The sequence below is a fragment of the Streptomyces lomondensis genome (genome assembly GCF_014651035.1).
In the GTDB taxonomy this organism is placed as follows: domain Bacteria; phylum Actinomycetota; class Actinomycetes; order Streptomycetales; family Streptomycetaceae; genus Streptomyces; species Streptomyces lomondensis.
The window spans coordinates 30,190-47,935 of sequence record NZ_BMWC01000023.1; the positions used below are offsets into that span (position 1 = coordinate 30,190).

1 protein-coding gene is annotated in these 17,746 nt (G+C 73.0%); it reads left to right on the top strand.

The genetic code is table 11. The features are described 5' to 3' along the window. Window positions 1-31: 31 nt before the first annotated feature. Window positions 32-17,746 (top strand): type I polyketide synthase (locus IE255_RS37960; RefSeq protein ID WP_373309679.1); only part of this gene is annotated, 17,715 nt, incomplete at its 3' end.

Below are 17,746 nucleotides of genomic sequence, written 5' to 3' on the forward strand. Positions count from 1 at the left end.
ACTTTCCTGCACGACTCACGGGAGCGATGTACTGATGGCGGATGAAGAGAAGCTGCGCGATTACCTGGCACGGGTGGTCGCCGAGCTCCAGCAGACGCGCCAGCGGCTTCGCCATGCCGAGTCGGAGGAGTCGGAGCCGGTCGCCATCGTCTCGATGAGCTGCCGCTACCCCGGTGACGTGCGCTCCCCGGAGCAGCTGTGGGAACTGGTGGCGTCCGGTGGCGACGCCGTCGCGGAGTTCCCCACGGACCGCGGCTGGGACCTCGAGAAGCTGTACGACCCCGACCCGGAACACGTGGGCACCTCCTACGCGAACCAGGGCGGATTCCTCTACGACGCCGCCGAGTTCGACCCGGGCCTCTTCGGGATCAGCCCGCGTGAGGCGCTGGCGATGGACCCGCAGCAGCGGCTCCTCCTGGAGACCACCTGGGAGGTGCTGGAACGTGCCGGCATCGACCCGCTCTCCGTGCGCGGCACCCGCACCGGCGTCTTCATCGGAGCCTCCACCCAGGGCTACGGCATCGGCGCCGGGGCCGCCCCCGGCTCGGACGCGCACGCCCTGACCGGCGACGCGGCATCCGTCCTCTCCGGACGCGTCTCCTACACGCTGGGCCTCGAGGGTCCCGCGGTGACGGTCGACACCGCGTGCTCGTCGTCGCTGGTCGCCGTGCACTGGGCGATCCAGGCCCTGCGCTCGGGCGAGTGCACCCAGGCCGTCGCCGGCGGCGTCACCGTCATGTCCAACCCCGGCGTCTTCGTGGAGTTCTCCCGTCAGCGTGGCCTCGCCATGGACGGCCGCTGCAAGGCGTACGCGGAGGCGGCGGACGGCACGGGCTGGGGCGAGGGCGTGGGGCTGCTGCTCCTGGAGCGCCTCTCGGACGCCCGCCGCAACGGCCACGAGGTTCTCGCGGTCATCCGCGGTTCCGCCGTCAACCAGGACGGCGCGTCCAACGGCCTGACCGCCCCCAACGGCCCGTCCCAGCAGCGCGTCATCAGCCAGGCGCTGTCCGGGGCCCGGCTCTCCCCGACGCAGGTCGACGTCGTCGAGGGGCACGGCACGGGTACGACGCTGGGCGACCCCATCGAGGCGCAGGCACTGCTGGCCACCTACGGCCAGGAGCGCCCCGAGGGCCGGCCGCTGCTGCTCGGCTCGATCAAGTCGAACATCGGTCACACGCAGTCCGCCGCCGGTGTCGCGGGCGTCATCAAGATGGTCATGGCGATGCGCCACGGTGTGGTGCCCCAGACGCTGCACGTGGACGAGCCGTCCTCCCACGTGGACTGGTCGGCAGGGGCCGTTGAGCTGGTCAGCGAGCCGGTGACCTGGCCGCAGACGGGCGAGCCGCGCCGTGCGGGCGTCTCGTCCTTCGGGATCAGCGGCACGAACGCCCACGTGATCGTCGAGCAGGCACCGGAGGCGGAGGAGCCGGAGACGGCCGGGGATCCGGCGGCGCTGCCGGCGGTGCCCTGGGTGGTCTCGGGACGCTCCGAGGCGGCACTGGCGGCGCAGGTGGAGCGGCTGCGGTCGTTCGTTGCTGAGCGCCCTGAGCTGTCGCCGGTGGATGTGGGCTTCTCGCTGGCGACGACGCGCGCGGCGCTGGAGCACCGGGCGGTGCTGATCGGCGGCGAGCGGGTGGCCGAGGGATCGGTGTCGCCCGGCAGGACGGGTGTGCTGTTCTCGGGTCAGGGCTCGCAACGGGCGGGCATGGGCCGGGAGTTGTACGAGGCGTACCCGGCCTTTGCGGACGCGTTCGATGCGGTGTGCGCGGAGCTGGACCGGCATCTGGACCGGCCTCTTCGCGAGGTGGTTTTCGACGGCGGGGCCCTGCTGGATCAGACGCAGTTCACGCAGGCGGGTCTGTTCACGCTTGAGGTGGCGCTGTTCGAGCTGGTGACGTCTTGGGGTGTGAAGCCGGACTACCTGCTGGGTCACTCCATCGGTGAACTGTCGGCCGCGTACGTGGCTGGGGTGCTGTCCCTCGAAGACGCTGCCGCTCTTGTAGCCGCGCGGGGTCGTCTGATGCAGGCGCTTCCGGCGGACGGTGCGATGGTGTCGTTGCAGGCGGCGGAGGACGAGGTGCTGCCGCTGCTGGTCGAGGGCGTGTCCATCGCCGCGCTCAACGGCCCGCGTTCCACGGTGATTTCGGGCGACGAGGCAGAGGTCCTGCGGATCGCCGCGCACTTCGAGGGCGAGGGCCGTAAGACCAAGCGGCTGCGGGTCAGTCACGCCTTCCACTCTCCGCGTATGGACGCGATGCTCGACGAGTTCCGGGCGGTCGCGCAGGGGCTGACCTTCAACGCCCCGCAGCTGTCGATCATTTCGGATGTGACGGGCGAGGTCCTGTCGGCGGAGGAGGTCCAGGACCCGGAGTACTGGGTCCGCCACGTCCGCGAAGCTGTGCGGTTCCTGGACGGCATCCGCACCCTTGAGGCGGAAGGCGTGACGGCGTTCCTGGAGCTGGGCCCGGACGGTGTGCTCTCCGCGATGGCGCAGGACTGCGTCACCGGCGAGCTCACCTTCGCACCCGCCCTCCGCAAGAACCGCGAGGAGCCGGAGAGCCTGCTCACCGCCCTCGCCGAACTCCACGTACGCGGCAGGGCAGTCGACTGGACGGCGTACTACGCCGGCACCGGCGCCCACCGAGTCGACCTGCCCACCTACGCCTTCCAGCACGAGCACTACTGGCCGGAGGCCGGTTCGCCGTTCATGGCGGACGCGTCCGCCTCGCTCGCCTCCTCGGTGGACGGTGCGTTCTGGGCAGCCGTGGAGCAGGAGGACGTGGACGCCTTCGCGGCGGCTCTGGGCTCGGACCAGCTGGAGTCGCTGGGCGCGGCGCTGCCGGTCCTGTCGTCGTGGCGTCGGCAGTCCCGTGAGGTGGCGGTCGCCGACGCGTGGCGCTACCGGGTCACGTGGCAGCCGGTCTCCGGTGCCGACCGTGCCGGGCTGGAAGGGGCCTGGCTGGTGGTGTCGCCGTCGGCGTGTGCGGATCACCCGGTGGTTGCGGGGATGCGTGCGCGTGGTGCGGAGGTCGTGGAGTGGCTGGTCGAGGGAGGTGAGGCGAGCCGTGAGGCGCTGGCCGCGCGGCTCGCGGAGGACGTCGCCGACTTCGCCGGTGTGGTGTCGTTGCTGGCCCTGGGCCGGGAGGGTGGGGCGCTGGGCACGCTGGCTCTGGTGCAGGCGCTGGGTGATGCGGAGTTGTCCGTGCCGTTGTGGTGCGTGACGCGGGGTGCGGTGTCGGTGGGCCGCTCTGATGGTGCGGTGGATGCGGTGCAGGCGCAGGTGTGGGGTCTGGGTCGGGTTGCCGCGCTGGAGCATCCGGGCCGTTGGGGTGGGTTGATCGATCTGCCCGAGACGCTGGACGAGCGGGCGGTGAGCCGTGTCTGCGCCGCCCTGGCGGGCACGGGCACGGGTTCTGCCGGTGAGGACCAGGTCGCCGTACGTGCCTCGGGTGTGTATGGGCGGCGCTTGGTGCACGCGCCGGGCAGCAGTCGTGCGGGGTCGGGTGGTTGGTCGCCGCGGGGCACGGTTTTGGTGACGGGTGGGACGGGTGCGCTGGGTGCGCATGTGGCTCGTTGGGCGGCTGGTCATGGTGCTGAGCGGTTGGTGTTGACGAGCCGTCGTGGTCTGCAGGCTCCGGGTGCGGTCGAGTTGGTGGCCGAGCTGGAGGCGTTGGGCGCGGCGGTCGAGGTGGCCGCGTGTGACGTGAGCGACCGGGCGGCGCTGGAAGCTCTGGTGGAAGGACTCCGCCAAGCCGGTACGCCGGTCCGCTCCGTCGTCCACACCGCCGGCCTGGGACAGATGACGCCGCTGTCCGACATGAGCGCCGAGGAGTTCACCGAGGTGCTGCGGGCGAAGGTGGAAGGCGCCACGCACCTCGACGCTCTCTTCGGCGGCCCGGACAGCAGCGGGCATCTGGCCGACGATGGCGAAGGCCTGGACGCCTTCGTGCTGTTCTCGTCCATCTCCGCCGTCTGGGGCAGCGGCGGTCACGCCGCCTACGCCGCGGCCAACGCCCACCTCGACGCCCTCGCCCAGGACCGGCGGACTCGTGGCCTGACCGCGACCTCCGTGAGCTGGGGGCCGTGGGGCGAGGGCGGCATGATCGAGGACGTCGGCGAGGCCGAGCTGCGCAGGCGCGGACTGCCCACCCTGGCACCGGGATCGGCGATCACCGCGCTCCACCAGGCGCTGACGGAGGACGACACCCATGTCGCCGTCGCCGACGTCGACTGGGAGCGGTTCGCGCCCGCGTTCACCGCGCTGCGCCCGAGCCCGCTCCTCACGGGCCTGCCCGAGGTACGCGACCTCGCCGAGAGTTCCGAAGGCGCCGCCGGAGGCGGGCACGGCGACCAGGACTCCGCGCTGCGGCGACAGCTCGCCGGCCTCTCCACCGCCGAGCGCGACGCCGAACTGCTCGAACTGGTGCGCCGCGACACCGCGGCCGTCCTCGGGCACCGCAGCGCCGACGCGGTCCCGGCCGACCGGGCGTTCCAGCAACTGGGCTTCGACTCGCTCACGGCGGTCGAGCTGCGCAACCGGCTGGCCAAGGAGTCCGGTCTCTCCCTGCCCGCCACCCTGATCTTCGACTACCCGACCCCGGCGGTACTCGCCGGACATCTCAGGACCGAGGTGTTCGGCGACGGCGTCGTCGCGGCGGACAGCGCGCCGGTGGCCGTGGACCGCACTGACGACCCGATCGTCATCGTGGGTATGAGCTGCCGTTTCCCCGGCGGCGCGGAGTCCCCGGAAGCGCTGTGGGAGCTGCTCACGGCCGGTGCCGACGGCATATCGGGCTTCCCGGAGAACCGCGGCTGGGACCTGGGTTCGTTGTACGACCCGGACCCCGACGGCGTCGGCACCTCCTACGTCGCGGAGGGCTGCTTCCTGCACGACGCGGCGGACTTCGACCCGGCGTTCTTCGGGATCTCGCCGCGCGAGGCGCTGGCCATGGACCCGCAGCAGCGGCTGCTCCTGGAAACCTCCTGGGAGGTCTTCGAGCGGGCGGGCATCGACCCGACGTCACTCAAGGGCGACCGTGTCGGCGTGTTCACCGGCACCAACGGCCAGGACTACGGCTACGTGCTGGGCGGCGCGGGCGACGAGGTCGTGGGCTACGGCGCCACGGGCAGCTCGGCCAGCGTCCTGTCCGGCCGCGTCTCATACACGCTGGGCCTTGAGGGCCCGGCGGTGACGGTCGACACCGCGTGCTCGTCGTCCCTGGTCGCCCTGCACCTCGCGGCGCAGGCTCTGCGCGACGGCGAGTGCTCGATGGCGCTGGCGGGTGGCGTCACCGTGATGTCGATGCCGGGCACGTTCGTGGAGTTCTCCCGGCAGGGCGGCCTGGCTCCCGACGGCCGCTGCAAGGCGTTCGCCGAGGCGGCGGACGGCACGGCCTGGGGCGAGGGCGTGGGCGTACTGCTGGTCGAGCGCCTCTCGGACGCCCGCCGCAACGGCCACGAGGTGCTCGCGGTCGTCCGCGGTTCGGCGATCAACCAGGACGGCGCGTCCAACGGCCTGACCGCCCCCAACGGACCGTCCCAGCAGCGCGTCATCCGCCAGGCCCTCGCCGGAGCCGGCCTGTCGGCGGCGGACATCGACGCGGTGGAGGCGCACGGCACGGGCACGACGCTGGGCGACCCCATCGAGGCGCAGGCGCTGCTCGCGACGTACGGCCAGGAGCGCCCCGAGGGGCGTCCGCTGTGGCTCGGTTCGGTGAAGTCGAACATCGGTCACACGCAGGCCGCCGCGGGCGTCGCCGGGATCATCAAGATGGTCATGGCGATGCGGGCGGGAGTCCTGCCCCAAACCCTGCACGTCGACGAGCCGTCCACCCATGTGGACTGGTCGGCCGGGGCCGTCGAGCTCCTGACGGAGTCGATGGCGTGGCCGGAGACCGGCGCACCGCGCCGTGCGGGTGTCTCGTCGTTCGGTATCAGCGGCACGAACGCGCACGTGATCGTGGAACAGGCGCCGGAGACGGAAGCGCCGGAGCCGACCGAGGCTCCGGTGACGTTGCCGGTGGTGCCGTGGGCGGTGTCGGCTAAGTCGGAGGACGCTCTGGCGGGGCAGGTGGAGCGGCTGCGGTCGTTCGTCGCCGAGCGCCCTGAGCTGTCGCCGGTGGATGTCGGTTTCTCGCTGGCGACGACGCGTGCGGTGCTGGAACACCGGGCGGTGCTGATCGGTGAGCGAGTCGTTGAGGGTTCGGTGTCGCCCGGCAGGACGGCTGTGCTGTTCTCGGGCCAGGGCTCGCAACGAGCCCGCATGGGCCGGGAGTTGTACGAGACGTATCCCGTCTTCGCGGACGCGTTCGACGCGGTGTGCGCGGAGCTGGACCGGCACCTGGACCGGCCTCTGCGCGAGGTCGTCTTCGAGGGCGCTGAGCTGCTGGATCAGACGCAGTTCACCCAGGCGGGTCTGTTCGCGCTCGAGGTCGCGCTGTTTGAGCTGGTGACGTCGTGGGGTGTGAAGCCGGACTATCTGCTGGGCCACTCGATCGGTGAGCTGTCGGCCGCGTACGTCGCCGGCGTGCTGTCGCTCGAAGACGCTGCCGCGCTGGTGGCCGCGCGGGGTCGTCTGATGCAGGCGCTTCCGGCCGGTGGAGCGATGGTGTCGTTGCAGGCGGCGGAGGACGAGGTCCTGCCGCTGCTGGTCGAGGGCGTGTCCATCGCCGCGCTCAACGGCCCGCGCTCCACGGTCATCTCAGGCGACGAGGACGCGGTGCTCGCCATCGCCGCGCACTTCGAGGGCGAGGGGCGCAAGACCAAGCGTCTGCGGGTCAGCCATGCCTTCCACTCCCCGCGCATGGACGCGATGCTCGACGACTTCCGCGAGGTCGCACAGGGGCTGACCTTCAACGCCCCGCGACTGTCGATCATTTCGGACGTGACGGGCGAGGTCCTGTCGGCCGAGGAGGTTCAGAACCCGGAGTACTGGGTCCGCCACGTCCGCGAAGCGGTCCGTTTCCTGGACGGCATCCGCACCCTGGAGGCCGCGGGTGTGACGGCGTTCCTGGAGCTAGGCCCGGACGGCGTGCTCTCCGCCATGGCGCAGGACTGCCTCCCTTCCGACTCCGGCGAGATCACCTTCGTACCCGCCCTCCGCAAGAACCGCGACGAGCCGGAGAGCCTGCTCACCGCCCTCGCCGAACTCCACGTACACGGCGAGGCAGTCGACTGGACCGCGTACTACACCGGCGCCGGCGCCCGCCGAGTCGACCTCCCCACTTACGCCTTCCAGCGCGACCACTTCTGGCCCGCCGCGGCGGTGTGGGCCGGTGACGCGACCGCGTTCGGGCTGCGGTCGGTGGGGCACCCGATGCTCGGTGCGGTGATGACGCTCGCCGAGGCGGACGGGCTGGTCATGACGGGGCGGCTGTCGCTGCAGTCGCATCCCTGGCTCGGTGATCACGTCGTCCTCGGCTCGGTCCTCCTGCCGGGCACGGCCTACGTGGAGCTGGCTCTGCAGGCCGGCGAGCGCCTCGGATGCGGTGTCCTCGAAGAGCTGACACTGCAGGCGCCCCTGGTGCTGCCCGAACGCGGCGGAGTCGCGGTTCAGGTGACGGTCGGTGCGGAGGACGCGGACGGGCGACGTTCCGTCGCCCTTCACTCGCGGCCCGCCGAAGGGGACGACGAGGCGCCGTGGCGGCAGCACGCGGCAGGCATGCTGGCGTCGGCCGATGCCGTCGCCGGTGCGACCGCCGCCGATGCAGCCGCCGGCGGAGAGCCGGCCGTGTGGCCACCGCGGGACGCCGTCCCCGTTGCCGTCGAGGGGCACTACGAGAACCTGGCGGAGCGTGGCTACGGCTACGGGCCGGTGTTCCAGGGGCTGCGCGCGGCATGGCGGCGCGGCGAGGAGATCTTCGCCGAGGTCGCGCTGCCCGACGGCGCGGACGCCGACCGGTTCGGGCTCCACCCCGCGCTGCTCGACTCCGCCCTGCACGCCCTGGGCCTGCACGGTGCGGAGAACACAGGCGAGGAGAACGTCGGCGAGGCCGGCGGTGTCGGTCTGCCCTTCGCCTGGTCCGGAGTGTCGCTGTACGCGGTGGGTGCCGCCGCGCTGCGGGTGCGGATCATCCCCACCGCGTCGGGCGTCGGCCTGGAGGTCGCCGACGGCACCGGGGCACCCGTGGCCCGCGTGGACTCCCTGGTGCTGCGCCCGGTGTCCGCCGAACAGTTGGCGGCGCCCGGCACCGAGCCGGACCAGCTGTTCCACCTCGCATGGTCGCCGCTGGCCGTGTCGCCGCCGCCCGCGGAGGAGCCCGGCCGGCGGTGGGCGGTGCTCGGCGACGCGGACCGGGCGGTGCCCCACGGTGCCGAACCGGCCCGGGATCTGGCCTCCGTGGCCCCGGACGTCGACGCCGTCGTCGTCCTGCACGCCTCCGAGGCGGCGGTCGATCTGGCGAGCGGTGTGCGCCGCGGCGTCCAGGAGCTGCTCGTGCTGATCCAGGAGTGGCTGGCCGACACGCGTTTCACCGACGACACCCCGCTCGTCGTCGCGACCCGCGGCGCCGTCGCGGCGAGCGGCGAGGACGAAGTGTCCGACCTGGCGGGTGCCGCCGCCTGGGGTCTGATCCGCTCGGCGCAATCCGAGAACCCCGGCCGTCTGGTCCTGGTCGACCTCGACGCACACGACGACTCCTACGCCGTGCTGACCACGGCGCTGGCCACGGGCGAGCCCCAACTGGCCCTGCGGGCAGGCGACGTCCTCGTGCCGCGGCTCGACCGCGTGACGTCCGACGGTGCCCTGGTGCCCCCGGCCGGCGACGGACCGTGGCGGCTCGACATCACGGAGAAGGGCACTCTGGAGAACCTCGCCCTGACCCCGTGCCCCGACGCCGCCGGGCCGCTCGCCCCCGGAGCGGTCCGGGTCGGCGTGCGCGCCGCGGGCGTCAACTTCCGCGACGTACTGATCGCGCTCGGCGTGTACCCCGGCGACGCCACCATGGGTATCGAGGGCGCCGGTGTCGTCCTCGAGGTCGGCCCCGGCGTCACCGGACTCGCGGCCGGCGACCGCGTCATGGGTCTCTTCTCCGGCGGGTTCGGCCCGGTGGCGGTGACCGACCGCCGCACCCTGGCGCGGATCCCGGACAGCTGGTCGTTCACCGAAGCGGCCTCGGCCCCGGTCGTCTTCATGACCGCCTACTACGCGCTGGTCGACCTGGCGGGACTGCGGCCCGGTGAGTCCGTCCTCGTGCACGCCGCGGCCGGCGGCGTCGGCATGGCCGCCGTGCAGCTCGCCCGGCACCTGGGGGCCGAGGTCTACGGCACGGCGAGCACCGGCAAGTGGGACGTGCTGCGTTCCCTCGGGCTCGACGACGCGCACATCGCCTCGTCCCGCACCCTCGACTTCGAGAGCCGGTTCCTCGACGCCACCGAACGACGCGGCGTCGACGTCGTCCTGGACTCCCTCGCCCGGGAGTTCGTGGACGCCTCGCTGCGGCTGCTGCCGCGCGGCGGCCGGTTCATGGAGATGGGCAAGACCGACATCCGTGACGCACACGCGGTGGCCGAGTCGTTCCCCGGCGTCGCCTACCAGGCGTTCGACCTGATCGAGGCCGGACCCGAGCGGATCGGCCAACTGCTGACCGAGGTCCTCGCGCTCTTCGAGAGCGGCGCGCTCAAGCCGCTCCCGATCCGTACGTGGGACGTGCGCCACGCCCCGGAGGCGTTCCGTTTCCTCGCCAAGGCCCGTCACGTCGGCAAGGTCGTCCTGACCGTGCCCGAGCCCGCGGAGCGGCACGGGACGGTGCTCGTCACCGGTGCCACCGGCGCGCTCGGCGCCCTGGTGGCACGCCACCTCGTGGCCGAGCACGGCGTACGCGGCCTGGTGCTGGTGGGCCGGCGCGGCGCGGCCGCGCCCGGCATGCGGGAACTGGCGGACGAACTGACGTCGGCCGGCGCCGACGTGGTGCTCGCCGCCTGCGACGTCGCCGACCGTGATGCGCTCTCGGCGGTCCTCGCCGCGATCCCCGAGGAGCGGCCGCTGACCGGCGTGGTGCACGCCGCCGGGGTGCTCGACGACGGAGTGGTCGCGTCGATGACGCCCGAGCGGCTCGACTCGGTACTGCGTCCCAAGGTCGACGGCGCGGCCCACCTGCACGAACTGACCGCAGACCGCGACCTGTTCCTGTTCGTCACCTTCTCCTCCACGGCCGGTGTCCTCGGCGGCCCCGGCCAGGCCAACTACGCGGCCGCCAACGCCTTCCTCGACGGCCTGGCCCAGCAGCGCACGGCCCGCGGGCTGGCCGCCACCTCACTGGCCTGGGGCCCGTGGGCCTCGGCGGACGGCATGCTCGGCCGGCTCGGCACGGCCGACGTGGAGCGCATGATCCGCTCCGGCATCCTGCCGCTCACCGACGAGCAGGGCCTCGCCCTCTTCGACGCGGCCCTGGACGGCGCACGGGCCGCCGTGCTGCCCGTCGCCCTGGAACTCACCGCCCTCCAGGCGCAGGCCACCGCGGGCGTGCTGCCCGGACTGTTCCGCGGGCTCGTCCGCGCCCCCGGCCGGCGCAGGGCCCTGGCCGCCGCGGCGGGCGCCTCGACGCTCGGACAGCGACTCGCCGGGCTCGCCCCGGAGGAGCGCGACCGCGAGATGCTGGAACTCGTCCGCACCCAGGCGGCCGCCGTGCTCGGCCACGCCGGTCCCGAAACGGTGGGCGCGGAGAAGCAGTTCAAGGAACTGGGCGTCGACTCGCTGACCGCCGTCGAGCTGCGCAACCGCCTGAACGCGACCCTGAGCGTCCCGGGCCTGCGACTGCCCGCGACCCTCGTCTTCGACTACCCCACCCCCGCCGCGCTCGCGGCCTTCCTCCTGACCGAGGTCCTGGGCGTCGTCCCGGAGACCACGAGCACGCCGCCCGACGCGGTCGCCGCCGACGGCGATCCCATCGTTATCGTCGGCATGAGCTGCCGGTACCCCGGCGACGTACGCTCGCCCGACGAGCTGTGGCGGCTGCTGCTCGACAACGGCGACGCGATCACCGCGTTCCCCGAGGACCGCGGCTGGCACGCCGCCCGGCTGAACCCCGCCGAATCGGCGGACACCGGCATGACCGTCGTGCGCGAGGGCGGCTTCCTGTCCGGAGCGGGCGACTTCGACCCGGGCTTCTTCGGGATCTCGCCGCGTGAGGCCCTGGGCATGGACCCGCAGCAGCGGCTGCTCCTCGAAACCGCCTGGGAGGCCTTCGAGCACGCGGGCATCGACCCGGCCACCGTGCGGGGGAGCGCGACCGGAGTGTTCGCGGGCGCGTCCTCGTCCGCGTACGGAGCCGGGGCCCAGCTGCCCGAGGGCTTGGAGGGCAACGCCCTGACCGGCAGCGCGACCAGCGTCGTGTCGGGCCGGGTGGCCTACACGTTCGGCCTGGAAGGCCCGGCCGTCACGGTGGACACCGCGTGCTCCTCCTCGCTGGTCGCCCTGCACCTCGCGGTACAGGCACTCCGCTCGGGCGAGTGCACGATGGCCCTGGCCGGCGGCGTCACCGTCATGGCCGACCCGGGCATCTTCATCGAGTTCGGCCGCCAGCGCGGTCTGGCACCCGACGGCCGTTGCAAACCGTTCGCGGACGCCGCCGACGGCACGGGCTGGTCCGAGGGCGTCGGCATGGTCCTGGTGGAGCGTCTCTCGGACGCCCGCCGCAACGGCCACGAGGTTCTCGCGGTCATCCGCGGTTCCGCCGTCAACCAGGACGGCGCGTCCAACGGCCTGACCGCCCCCAACGGCCCCTCCCAGCAGCGCGTCATCCGACAGGCCCTCGCCAACGCGGGCGTCACCGCCGACGAGGTCGACGCCGTGGACGCGCACGGCACGGGCACCCGCCTCGGCGACCCGATCGAGGCGCAGGCCCTGATCGCGACGTACGGGCAGGAGCGCCCGGAGGGCCGGCCGCTGCTGCTCGGCTCGATCAAGTCGAACATCGGCCACACGCAGGCGGCCGCCGGTGTCGCGGGTGTGATCAAGATGGTGCAGGCGATGCGCCACGGCCTGCTTCCGCGCACCTTGCACGTGGACGAGCCGTCCTCCCACGTGGACTGGTCCGAGGGCACGGTCGAGCTCCTGACCGAGCAGGCCGCCTGGCCGGAGACCGGCGAACCGCGCCGCGCGGCGGTGTCGTCGTTCGGCATCAGCGGCACGAACGCGCACGTGGTCCTGGAGCAGGCGCCGGAGGCCGAGCGGCCGGAGCCGGCTGCGGCTCCCGTGGCGCTGCCGGTCGTGCCGTACGCGGTATCGGCGAAGTCGGAGGACGCTCTGGCGGGGCAGGTGGAGCGGCTGCGGTCGTTCCTCGCCGAGCGCCCTGAGCTGTCGCCGGTGGATGTGGGCTTCTCGCTGGTGACGACGCGTGCGGTGCTGGAGCACCGGGCGGTGCTGATCGGTGAGCGGGTCGTTGAGGGTTCGGTGTCGCCCGGCAGGACGGGTGTGCTGTTCTCGGGGCAGGGCTCGCAGCGGGTCGGTATGGGGCGTGAACTGCACGCGGCTTTCCCGGTGTTCGCCGAGGCGTTCGACCAGGTGTGCGCGGAGCTGGACCGTCATCTGGACCAGCCTCTTCGCGAGGTGGTTTTCGACGGCGGTGAGCTGCTGGATCAGACGCAGTTCACCCAGGCGGGTCTGTTTGCGCTTGAGGTGGCGCTGTTTGAGCTGGTGACGTCGTGGGGCGTGAAGCCGGACTATCTGCTGGGCCACTCGATCGGTGAGTTGTCGGCTGCGTACGTGGCTGGAGTGCTGTCGCTGGAAGACGCTGCCGCTCTTGTTGCCGCGCGGGGTCGTCTGATGCAGGCGCTGCCGACGGACGGTGCGATGGTGTCGTTGCAGGCGACCGAGGACGAGGTGCTGCCGCTGCTGGTCGAGGGCGTGTCCATCGCCGCGCTCAACGGCCCGCGTTCCACGGTGATTTCGGGCGACGAGGCAGAGGTCCTGCGGATCGCCGCCCACTTCGAGGGCGAGGGCCGTAAGACCAAGCGGCTGCGGGTCAGTCACGCCTTCCACTCCCCGCGTATGGACGCGATGCTCGACGACTTCCGCGAGGTCGCACAGGGACTGACCTTCAACGCCCCGCAGCTGTCGATCATTTCGGACGTCACGGGTGCGGTCCTGTCCGCTGAGGAGGTCCAGGACCCGGAGTACTGGGTCCGCCACGTCCGCGAAGCGGTCCGTTTCCTGGACGGCATCCGCACCCTGGAATCGGAAGGCGTGACGGCGTTCCTGGAGCTGGGCCCGGACGGTGTGCTGTCCGCGATGGCGCAGGACTGCGTCACCTCCGACTCCGGCGAGATCACCTTCGCACCCGCCCTCCGCAAGAACCGCGACGAGCCCGACGCACTCCTCACCGCCCTCGCTGAACTCCACGTACACGGCACAGCAGTCGACTGGACGGCGTACTACGCCGGCACCGGCGCCCATCGAGTCGACCTCCCCACCTACGCCTTCCAGCACGACCGCTACTGGCTCTCCGCTCCGGCCGCTCCCGTGGGCGACATCACGGCGGCGGGTCTGGGCGGTGCCGGACATCCGCTGCTGGCGGCCGGGGTGCGGCTGGCCGGTTCGGACGGGTTCCTGTTCACCGGGCGCCTCTCGGTCGAGAAGCACCCGTGGCTCGGCGACCATCTGGTGTACGGCACGGTCGTCGTGCCGAGCACGGTCTTCGTCGAGCTGGCGCTGCACGCGGGGGAGCGGTTCGGCTGCGAGTCGCTGGCCACGCTGACCGTACGGGCCCCGCTGGTGCTTCCGGAGCGGACGGGCGTCGCCGTCCAGCTGACCGTCGCGGCGGCGGATGCGGACGGGCGCCGCGCGGTGGAGGTGTACGCGCGCTCCGAGGCCGACGGTCCCGAGGCGGAGTGGAACCTGCACGCCACCGGGGAACTGGCCCCTGTCCAGGAGCAGTTGGCGGACGAGACGGACTTCGCCGTCTGGCCGCCGCGGGACGCCGCCGAGGTGTCGGCGCAGAGTGTGTACGACGACCTCGCCGACGAGGGCTACGACCACGGCACCGCGTTCCGCGGGCTGCGGTCGCTGTGGCGGCGCGGTGACGAGCTGTACGCCGAGGTCGCGCTGCCCGAGGGCACGGACGTCGACGGCTTCGGCCTGCACCCGGCGCTCCTCGACGCCGCCCTGCACGCGGCCGTGGGCGGCGTGCCGTCCGCGTGGTCCGGAGTGTCGTTGGCGGCGGTGGGAGCGACCGCGCTGCGCGTACGGGTCCGTCCCGCACGCGAGGGCGTCTCGGTGGCCGTGGCCGATGAGACCGGAGGACTGGTCGCGGTGGCGGACCGTGTGACGCTCGCCCCGGTCCCGCCAGAGCTGCTGCGGAGCGAGACCGGCGGCAAGGACGCCCTGTTCACCCTGGAGTGGTCGCCGCAGACGGCACCGGCGCCCGTGAAGGAGGGAGCAGGGAACTGGGCGCTGCTGGGGGAGTCGGCCGCGTTCGCAGCGCTCGGCGTCCCCACGTACGAGGACCTCGCCTCCCTGGACCGAGTGCCGGACGTCGTCTGCTACGCCCCCGCCCCCGGCACGGGCGACGGCCTGGCCGCCTCCGTGCGTGACACCGCGCATGCCGTCCTCGCGACGGTGCAGGAGTGGCTGGCCGACGAGCGGTACGGCGACGCGCTCCTGGTCGTCGTAACCCGGGGCGCGGTCGCCGCGGGCGACGGCGACGGCCCGGTCGACCTCGCGGGCGCCGCCGCCTGGGGTCTCGTGCGGTCCGCCCAGTCCGAGAACCCGGGCCGGCTGCTCCTCGTCGACCTGGACGACACCGCGGAGTCGCACGCCACCCCCGCCGACGCCCTCACCGGCATCCTCGCCGAGATCCTGGCCGGCGGGGAACCGCAGGTGGCGGTCCGCGAGGGCCGCGTCCTCGTCCCGCGTCTCGCCCGGCCCGCGCCCCAAGACGCCCCCGAGGAGCCCGAGTCGGCGTCCGAGCGGCACGGCACCGTCCTGGTGACCGGCGCGACCGGCGCCCTCGGTGCCCTGGTCGCGCGGCACCTCGTCGCCCGGCACGGCGTACGCAGCCTGGTGCTGACCAGCCGCAGCGGCGCCAAGGCGCCGGGTGCGGCGGAGCTCGCCGCCGAGCTGACCCGGGCCGGCGCCGAGGTGGTCCTGGCGGCCTGTGACGTCGCGGACCGGGACGCACTGGCCGCGGTGCTCGGCTCGATTCCCGAGGAGCGGCCGCTGACCGGAGTGGTGCACGCCGCCGGTGTCGTCGACGACGGCGTCGTGTCCTCGCTGACCGCCGACCGACTCGATGTCGTGCTGCGGCCCAAGGTCGACGCCGCGGTGCATCTGCACGAGCTCACCGAGCACCTCGACCTGTCGATGTTCGTCCTGTTCTCCTCCGTCGCCGGAACGTTCGGCTCGCTGGGGCAGGGCAACTACGCGGCCGCCAACGCGTTCCTCGACGCGCTGGCCCAGCACCGCGCGGGCCGGGGCCTCGCGGCCACGTCACTGGCCTGGGGTCCGTGGGGCATCGCGGACGGCATGGTCGGGCGGCTGCACGACGGCGACACGAGCCGGATGTCCCGGTCCGGAGTGGTTCCGCTGACCTCCGACGAAGGTCTGGAGCTGTTCGACGCGGCGCTCGCCCTCGACCGCCCGGCGCTGCTCCCCGTCCACCTGGACCTGGCCGTCCTGCGCGCCCAGGCCGGTGTCGGCGCGCTCGCGGGCGTGTTCCGCGGACTCGTCCGCACGAGCTCGCGGCGCAGGGCAGGAGCGCTCGCCGGATCGGTGAAGCTGCTGCAGCGCCTCGCGGGCCTCTCCCGCGCGGAACGCGGCAAGGCCCTGCTCGACCTGGTGCGCGGTCAGGCGGCCGCGGTCCTCGGCCACAGCGGCGTCGAAGGGGTGGGCGTCGCCCGGCCGTTCAAGGACCTCGGCTTCGACTCGCTGACCGCCGTCGAACTGCGCAACCGGCTCGACCGGGCCACGGGCCTGCGACTGCCCGCGACCCTGATCTTCGACTACCCCACGCCCGAGGCGCTCGCGGACTACGTACTCGGCGAGGTCCTGGGTACGCAGCCGGAGGCCCCGGCGGCCGTTCCGGTGACACGGCTCGCGGACGACGAGCCGATCGCGATCGTCGGTATGAGCTGCCGTTACGCGGGCGGAGTGGCGAACGCCGACGACCTCTGGCGCCTCGTGACCACCGGGGCCGACGGCATCTCGGCCTTCCCCACCGACCGCGGCTGGGACCTGGACGGCCTCTACTCGGAGGTGGCTGACGGCGGTACGTCGGCGACGCTGGAGGGCGGATTCCTCTACGGCGCGGCCGAGTTCGATCCGGCGTTCTTCGGGATCTCGCCGCGCGAGGCCGTCGCCATGGACCCGCAGCAGCGGCTGCTCCTGGAGACCTCCTGGGAGGCCTTCGAGCACGCGGGCATCGACCCCGAGTCCGTACGCGGCCACCACATCGGCGTCTTCGCCGGTACCGCCTCGTCCAGCTACGGGGTCGGGATGCGACTGCCCGAGGGTGCCGAGGGGCATCTGCTGACCGGCAACGCGACCAGCGTCATCTCCGGCCGTGTCTCGTACACGTTCGGCTTCGAGGGTCCCGCGGTGACCGTGGACACGGCGTGCTCGTCGTCCCTGGTCGCCCTGCATCTGGCGACGCAGGCGCTGCGGTCGGGCGAGTGCACCATGGCGCTGGCCGGCGGTGTCACCGTCCTGACGAACCCCAGCATCTTCGCGGAGTTCTCGCGGCAGCGGGGCCTCGCGGCGGACGGGCGCTGCAAGGCGTTCGCGGACGCGGCGGACGGCACGGGCTGGTCCGAGGGTGTCGGCATGGTGCTGGTGGAGCGCCTCTCGGACGCGCGGCGCAACGGTCACCGGGTCCTCGCGGTGGTGCGGGGCAGCGCGGTGAACCAGGACGGCGCCTCCAACGGTCTCACCGCTCCCAACGGTCCCTCCCAACAGCGTGTGATCCGGGCGGCGTTGGCGAGTGCGGGGCTGTCGGCGTCGCAGGTGGACGCGGTGGAGGCGCACGGTACGGGTACGACGCTGGGTGACCCGATCGAGGCGCAGGCGCTGATCGCCACGTACGGGCAGAACCGGCCGGAGGACCGGCCGCTGCGGCTGGGCTCGGTCAAGTCGAACATCGGCCACTCGCAGTCCGCGGCGGGCGTCGCGGGTGTGATCAAGATGGTGCAGGCGATGCGCCATGGAGTGCTCCCGCGGACGCTGCACGTCGACAAGCCCTCCACCCATGTGGACTGGTCGACAGGGACGGTCGAGCTTCTGACGGAGCAGACGTCCTGGCCGGAGACGGGCGAGCCGCGCCGCGCGGGTGTCTCCTCGTTCGGCATCAGCGGCACGAACGCGCACGTGATCCTGGAGCAGGCCCCGGCCACCGAGGCCGCCGCACCGGGCGACACCACGCCCCCCTTCGGGGACGCGGTGCTGCCGTTCGTCGTGTCGGGCCGGTCGTCCGAGGCGCTGCGCGCCCAAGCGGAAAGAATCCGGGCGGCGTTGGACGACGCCCCGGGCGTCTCGCTCAAGAACCTCAGCAACGCCCTGGCGGTGCGCCGGTCGCGTTTCGAGCACCGTGCGGTGGTGCTGGCGGGTGGTCTGGAGGAGCTGCGGTCGGGTCTGGAGACGGTCGCGCTGGGCGGCGGCTCCGCCGTCGGTGTGGTGCGCGGTGTCGCGGGTTCCTCGGCTCGTCCGGTGTTCGTGTTCCCCGGTCAGGGGGCGCAGTGGCAGGGCATGGCGGCCGGGCTGCTGGAGTCCTCGCCGGTGTTCGCGGGGCGGATGGCGGAGTGCGCGGCGGCTCTGGAG